This is a genomic window from Parafrankia irregularis (assembly GCF_001536285.1).
GTDB classification, from domain to species: Bacteria; Actinomycetota; Actinomycetes; order Frankiales; family Frankiaceae; genus Parafrankia; species Parafrankia irregularis.
The window spans coordinates 1-6,536 of record NZ_FAOZ01000069.1 but is presented as its reverse complement, the minus strand read 5'-3'; the positions used below and the strand labels follow the sequence as shown (position 1 = coordinate 6,536).

Genomic DNA, 6,536 nt, shown 5'->3' with positions numbered 1-6,536 from the left:
TGAAGAGGATCGTGGGGTCGCATTTCGCGAACTATCGGGAGGCGTGGGAGGCGAACCGGTTGGTGGCGCGGGGGTTGATCCATCCGACGTTGTCGAGGGTGTATCCGTTGGAGGAGACGGGGCAGGCGGCGTTCGATGTGCATCGCAACGCGCATCAGGGGAAGGTCGGGGTGTTGTGTCTGGCGCCGGAGGAGGGGCTGGGTGTTCGTGACGAGCAGACCCGGGCTCGTCACCTGACGGCAATCAACCGCTTCCGCGGCGTGTAAGTACCTGTGTCCCGGTCCTGCCCAGGCCCAAGCTCCTGTCACCCGGCGATTGCCCGTCTGAGATGCTGAGGCCCTATGACAGAGCACAGCGATCTCATTCCGATGCCCGGTGACAGTGAAGGCGCTCCCGGGTTCGATCTGGTGCGCCGCGGTTACGATCCGCAGCAGGTGAATGCGCACGTCAACTGGCTGGTCGAGCAGCTGCGTGAGGCCGAGTCGCACCGGGCCGCCGCCGAGGCCGCCGCTTCCGAGGCGGCCACCGAGGCGGCCCGGGTGCGCGACGACCTCGCCGCGAACCGGCCCGCCTGGGAGGAGTTCGGCGGGCGGATCACCCAGATCCTCCAGCTCGCCGAGGAGGAGGCCGCGACCGTCCGCGCCGAGCGGACCCGGGACGCCGAGGCACAGCTGGAGGAGGCCCGTCGGATCGTCACCGAGGCGGAGCACACCCGCGACCGAACGGTCCGCGACGCCGAGGACCAGGCTCAGAACATCGTCGGCACCGCGTTGGCCGAGGCCGAGCGGGTCGTCGAGACCGCGCGCGCGACCGCGGCCCAGCTGGAGGGCGAGTCGGCCCGGCGCCTCGCCGAGCTCGAGAACCAGCGCGACCAGGTCACCGCCCAGCTCGGCGCACTGCACGACCAGGTGACGGCCCAGCTCGGCGCACTGCGGGACCGGCTCACCGCCGCGACCGCACCACTGCAGGCCTCGTCAACGCCGCGAGCGCTCACGGCCGGCGAGACCACATCCACCCAGACGGCTGCCTCGGCACACAGCTAGTGCCATCCCGGCAGGCTTCACCCCAGACGCCCCGCCCCGGCCCCCGGCATCAGGCGTCCGGCCCCACGCACCCGCACAGCCACCCGCCGCACAGCCACCGCCCGCATCGCTGCCCACCGGGGCTCCCGCGCCACCGCGGAGCATCGGCCATTCACCTCAAGAGGGACAAAAGGGGCGGAGACGCACCTGGCGAACCGCAAGAAGGAAGGATTCTGGTCGTCAGAACGACCGAAATCGTTCACTCTTGCGACTCGCCAAACCGGCTACCGGGCAGAGGTGTCCCAGGGGTCCGGTATGCGAGCCCCACCGGCACGACCGACTACCGATCTTGATCGGGACCGTTCCGCGGCAGGCCCTGAGGCGAGCAACATCCTCATCCCGTCGAGCCGACTAGCCCCGCCGACCACCGCGCCGGAAACGATCCGGGCGCGCGTGCCTGCGTGCCCAGCAGGGGGTGTGCCAGTGGCGGCGATCGTCGAGCGCGCCGACCGGCCACACGACCCGGTGCGGCGTGCCCAGCTCGATGAGATGGTCGCAGCCCGGGCAGCGGTACGCCTTCGTGGTCGCAGCCCCGGTGACCGGCCGAACGACCCAGCCCTCGTCCGCGTTGCCCGCCCCGTCCACCTCGCCCGCCCCGCCTGCGCCCACCTCGCCTACACCCGCCCTGGCTGTGCCCGAACCGCCTCCCGCGGTGCCTGCGCCCGAACCGCCTCCCGCGGTGCCTGCGCCCGAACCGCCTCCCGCGGTGTCGCCGGGGCCACCGTGGCGCATCTCAACGACCGCCGATGTCACCGTCCGGCACGGATCGGCCGACGACCTCACCGTCCACGACCTTGATCGTGCTCGCTGCGCCGCCGCGGTCCTCCGCGCCCCCGCCGGCTCCGCCGCGCCCGCTCACCCGTTGCATCGCGGCGCCGGCCAGGGTGCGAGCCACGTTCGCCCGCCGCAGCATGCCGGCCGGGCTGGCGAGCGCCGACGAGGCACCGATCAGCGCGTGGAACGCACGGTCGCTTCCGCGCCAGTGCTCCCGCAGGATTGGCTCGCCGGCCCCCACGACCAGCCGGCGGAACGCGAACGCCACCACGGCCACATCGTCGAGCTGGCCGATCACCGGGATGAAGTTCGTCAGCCGGTTCTTCGGCGACGCCAGGTAGGCCAGCGCGGCGCCCGCCTCCAGCTTCGCCGACTGCGGCACGCGCGGGTCCGCCAGCACCCGGCGCAGCATCACGACCAGGTCGGGCAGGAAAGTCGCCACCTCACGGCCGAAGTCGCGCAGCGCGTCCTTGTCCACCATGGCCACAGCCGTCCTCCTCACCGGTTCGGGCGGCCGGCACAGGCGCCGCCAGCCGTTCGCGCGACGCCCGCATGCCCACCCGCCGACATCGTAGACATGCCTGCCGACCGGCCCGCCCGGTGATCAATCCCGGATTTCGGTAAGTGACCTCCTCCGTACCGGATCAGCGTGAGTGGTCGCGGAATCCCCTCCCCGTCTTGCGGCCCAGGTAGCCGGCCTTGACGAGATGCTCCAGCAGCGGAGCAGGGGCGTAGCCGGGCTCCCGGAACTCCAGGTAGAGCGTCCGCTGGATCGCGAGGGTCACATCGAGGCCGACGACGTCCGCGAGGGCGAACGGCCCCATCGGATGCCCACACCCCACCGTCATCGCCGTGTCGATGTCCTCCACGGTGGCGTAGTGCGTCTCCAGCATCCGCACCGCGTCGTTGAGGTAGGGGAACAGCAGGGCGTTCACGATGAACCCGGCGCGGTCCGCGCACACCACCGGGTGCTTGCGGGCCGCCCGGCTGACCGCGAGCACCGTCGCGGTCACCTCCGGCGCGGTCAGCACGGTCGGCACGACCTCGATCAGGCGCATCGCCGGCGCCGGGTTGAACCAGTGCATGCCGACGACGTCCCGCGGCCGCCCTGTCGCCGTGGCGCACTCGATCACCGGCAGCGAGGACGTCGTCGTGGCGAGGATCGCCCCGGGCTTCACGACCTCGTCCAGCGCGGCGAACAGCGCCCGCTTGACCCCCAGCTCCTCGACGACGGCCTCGATCACGAGGTCGCAGTCGGCGAGCGCGTCGAGCTCCGTCGTGCCGGTCACGCGGGCGAGCGCCGCGTCGCGGTCCTCGGTGGTGAGGCGGCCGCGGTGGACGCCCCGGTCGAAGGACTCGGTCAGCCGCTTGCGCACCGAGGAGACCTTGTCGTCCGAACGGGCCCGGTACACGACGTCGTAGCCGGAACGCGCGAGCACCTCGACGATGCCGGTGGCCATCGTGCCCGTGCCGACCACGCCGACCAGCCGGACCGGCCGCGCGGTCACCCCGGCGACCTCGGTCGCGCCGGCCTCGTCGACCACCTGCGGCGAGTCGGGCGCGGCGTAGGTGTAGAAGCCGCGGCCGGTCTTGCGGCCGAGCATCCCCGCCGTGACGAGCTGCTTGAGCAGCGGCGCCGGGGCGTGCAGGTGGTCGCGCGACTGGTGGTACATCGACTCGAGGATCTCGTACGCCGAGTCGAGCCCGATCAGGTCGAGCAGGGCCAGCGGACCCATCGGGTGGCCGCAGCCGTAGCGCATGGCCGCGTCGATGTCCTCCCGGGTCGCATAGTGCGCCTCCAGCATCCGCACCGCGTTGTTCAGGTAGCCGAACAGCAGCGCGTTGGCGATGAAGCCGGCCCGGTCGCCGGCGGACACCGCCGTCTTGTCGACCCGGCCGAGCAGTTCCCGCACCCCGTCGAGCACGGCAGGATCCGTGACGACCGTTCCGACCACCTCGACCAGTCCCATGACCGGAGCCGGGTTGAACCAGTGGGTGCCGAGCACCCGCGAGGGCCGATGCGTCGCGGCGGCGAGCTCGGTGACCGACAGGGAGCTGGTGTTGCTGGCGATCACGGTGGCCGGCGGGCAGAGCTGGTCGAGCTGGCCGATCAGCTCCAGCTTGGCGTCGAGGCGCTCGTGAATGGCCTCGATCACCAGCGGGCAGTCGGCGACGGCCGCGAGATCGGTGCCGCTGTGCACCCGGGCCAGCAGTTCCTCGCGCTCCCGCGTGGTCAGCTTGCCCCGGTCAACGGCCCGCTGGGTCGAGTGCTCCAGATGCCCTCGCCCGCGGGCGAGGCCCTCGTCGTCCTTCTCGACGCCGACGACGTCGATGCCCGCGCGGGCCAGCACTTCCGCGATGCCGGCCCCCATGGTCCCCAGACCGACGACTCCGATCTTCGTCAGTTCACCGAGGGAAGTGTCCTGGCCCATAGCGCTCCTTCGTCCCAGGGTCCGCGCGTCCCGTCCACAGCGCGCGGCCCTGGCGGAGGCGTCGCGCGCTCGGATGACCGGATCGTCGCAGATTCACGACGCAGGAGCCTGTGATCGTGACGAAATCTGCCACATATGAAGACTCTGAAAACCCGTCGGCGCCCGTGGTAAGAACACTGCCGCCGGGTCAGGGCCCAGCGCCGGGACAGCGCCCGGCAGCGGGTCGGAACAGCGGGTCAGAACAGTGTCGGGATGGACGGCTCCAGCCCACGCAGCGCGTCGTAGTCGACGGTCGCGCAGGAGATGCCACGGTCACCCGCGAGCACCCGGGCCTGCGGCGTGATCGACTGGGCGCACAGGATCCCGCGCACCGGGTGCGGCAGGGCCGGGTCGTCATCGAGGCGGGACAGGTACCGGGTGAGCTGCTCCACCCCGTCGATCTCGCCGCGCCGCTTGATCTCGACCGCGACGGTGGAACCGTCGACATCCCGGCAGAGCAGGTCCACCGGGCCGATGCCCGTCTCGTACTCCCGGCGGATCAGGGTCAGCCCCTCGCGGATCGCGTCCGGCCGGTCCGCGAGCAGCACCTGCAGGTGGGCCTCGACCCCGTCCTTGCGCAGCCCCGGATCGACACCCAGCTCGTGCGTGGAGTCGTGCAGGATCTCCTCGATCGAGATCACCAGCTGCTCGTCCGCCCGGTTCGTCACCCGCCAGACGCCCTCGGCCTCGACGATCGCGCACGGCGGGCTCATCCAGTTGAGCGGCTTGTAGGCGCGCCCGTCCGCGTGGATGGACACCGAGCCGTCGGCCTTCACCAGCAGCAGCCGAACCGCACTGGGCAGGTGCGCCTTTAGCCGACCGACGTAGTCCACACTGCAGCGGGCGATGACGAGGCGCATGGCGCGACCGTATCCTGCCGGGTCAGGAGCGTTCGTGCCCGGCCCCGTGGTCCTGTGGTCCCCCTGCCGCCGGCCCGTTCTCCGGCAGCCGACGGGCGGCCGCGTTGTTCCGCACCACCGCGTTGTTCCGCACGACCAGGTCGTCGAGCAGGCGCCGGCGGCCCGCGTACCGGATGGTGAGCTCCCGCGCCCGCTCGGCGGGCAGCCGGGCGAGGCGCACCGGGTCGGAGTTGTCAGCCATGTCCGCGCGCTTCACCACCACCGCGATCCGGTCGGCCGCCACCCGCGCCAGGTAGCACTCCACCGGCTCGCCGTCGCGGTGCGAGAGGGCGTCCACCGCCGCGACCACCTCGCTCGGGTAGCCCGCGGTGGCGAGACCGGTCACGGTCAGGTCGGAGTCCTCCACGACGTCGTGCAGGATGGCCGCCATCCGCGCGTGCGCCACATCGACACCGGCGCCGGCGGCCGTGCGGCCGACGGTCTCCATCACCCGCAGCGGATGCCCGATGTACGCCTCACCCGCCTTGTCCAGCTGGCCGTTGTGCGCCCAGGTCGCCAGGGCCACCGCATCCGCAATGGACGGGCCGGCGGCGGAACGCCCGGCGACAGACGGGCCGGCCACGGACGGGCCGGCCACGGACGGGCCGGCCACGGACGGGCCGAACCCGCCCGGGTGAGGCCCGGACGGTTCGGCAGCCGACGGGTCAGGCACCGGCGAGGCCGTTCGCCGTGCGCACGATGTTCACCATCCCTCGCATGATCTCGGTGAGGCCGTAGTCCTTCGGGGTGAAGACCGCCGCGACACCGAGCGCGGTCAACCTGTCCGCGTCGGCGGGCGGGATGATGCCACCCACCACCACTGGTACGTCCCCGAGCCCCGCGGCCCGCAACCCGTCCAGCACCTCGGGTACCAGGTTCATGTGCGAGCCCGACAGCACCGACAACCCCACAAGGTGGACATCCTCCTCCACCGCGGCCGCGACGATCTGGCCCGGGGTCAGCCGGATCCCCTGATAGACCACCTCGAAGCCGACATCACGCGCCCGCACCGCGATCTGCTCCGCGCCGTTCGAATGCCCGTCCAACCCCGGCTTGCCGACCAGCAGCCGCAGCCGCCGCCCCAGCTCCTCACCGGTCCGGGTGACCAGCCCCCGCACCTCGGCCAGGCCCTCACCGGCCCCGGCGGTCACCGCCCCCGACACACCGGTCGGGGCCCGGTACTCACCGAACACCTCCCGCAGCACACCGGCCCACTCCCCGGTCGTCACCCCCGCCCGCGCACACGCCAACGTCGCCGGCATCAGGTTGACATCCGTCTTCGCCGCCTCCCGCAACCCCAGCAGCGCCTC

At 72.1% G+C, this 6,536-nt stretch carries 7 protein-coding genes and 1 pseudogene; 2 read left to right on the top strand and 6 right to left on the bottom strand.

The features are described from left to right. Together AWX74_RS38585 and AWX74_RS38580 are read left to right on the top strand one after the other, a co-directional pair. Positions 1 to 266, top strand: a pseudogene (locus AWX74_RS38585) (crotonyl-CoA carboxylase/reductase); the annotation flags it as partial. A 75-nt stretch (positions 267 to 341) separates the two neighbouring features. Further along, positions 342 to 1,043: a hypothetical protein gene (locus tag AWX74_RS38580; RefSeq protein ID WP_054565068.1), complete on the top strand. Its 702-nt coding sequence runs from the start codon at positions 342 to 344 to the stop codon at positions 1,041 to 1,043. Between the two features lie 390 nt (positions 1,044 to 1,433). Here the strand turns inward: AWX74_RS38580 and AWX74_RS38575 are convergent, their stop codons facing one another. The 6 genes from AWX74_RS38575 to AWX74_RS38550 all read right to left on the bottom strand — a co-directional run. Continuing rightward, positions 1,434 to 1,691, bottom strand: coding sequence for a hypothetical protein (locus AWX74_RS38575; RefSeq protein WP_091287440.1), 258 nt, complete (start codon positions 1,689 to 1,691; stop codon positions 1,434 to 1,436). Between the two features lie 124 nt (positions 1,692 to 1,815). After that, positions 1,816 to 2,343 (bottom strand): YkvA family protein, encoded by a 528-nt coding sequence (locus tag AWX74_RS38570; RefSeq protein WP_091287436.1) that lies wholly within the window; start codon positions 2,341 to 2,343, stop codon positions 1,816 to 1,818. 157 nt (positions 2,344 to 2,500) lie between these two features. Then, the gene (locus tag AWX74_RS38565; RefSeq protein ID WP_091287432.1) at positions 2,501 to 4,288 is read right to left on the bottom strand and encodes a 3-hydroxyacyl-CoA dehydrogenase family protein; all 1,788 of its coding nucleotides are present in this window, start codon (positions 4,286 to 4,288) and stop codon (positions 2,501 to 2,503) included. A gap of 236 nt (positions 4,289 to 4,524) precedes the next feature. Continuing rightward, positions 4,525 to 5,187 (bottom strand): endonuclease NucS, encoded by a 663-nt coding sequence (nucS, locus tag AWX74_RS38560; RefSeq protein ID WP_006545636.1) that lies wholly within the window; start codon positions 5,185 to 5,187, stop codon positions 4,525 to 4,527. Positions 5,188 to 5,209: 22 nt separating this feature from the next. Further along, on the bottom strand, positions 5,210 to 5,839 hold the full coding sequence (locus tag AWX74_RS38555) for an HD domain-containing protein (RefSeq protein ID WP_242666615.1): 630 nt from the start codon (positions 5,837 to 5,839) through the stop codon (positions 5,210 to 5,212). Between the two features lie 52 nt (positions 5,840 to 5,891). After that, positions 5,892 to 6,536 (bottom strand): cobalamin B12-binding domain-containing protein (locus tag AWX74_RS38550; RefSeq protein ID WP_207550512.1); only part of this gene is annotated, 645 nt, incomplete at its 5' end.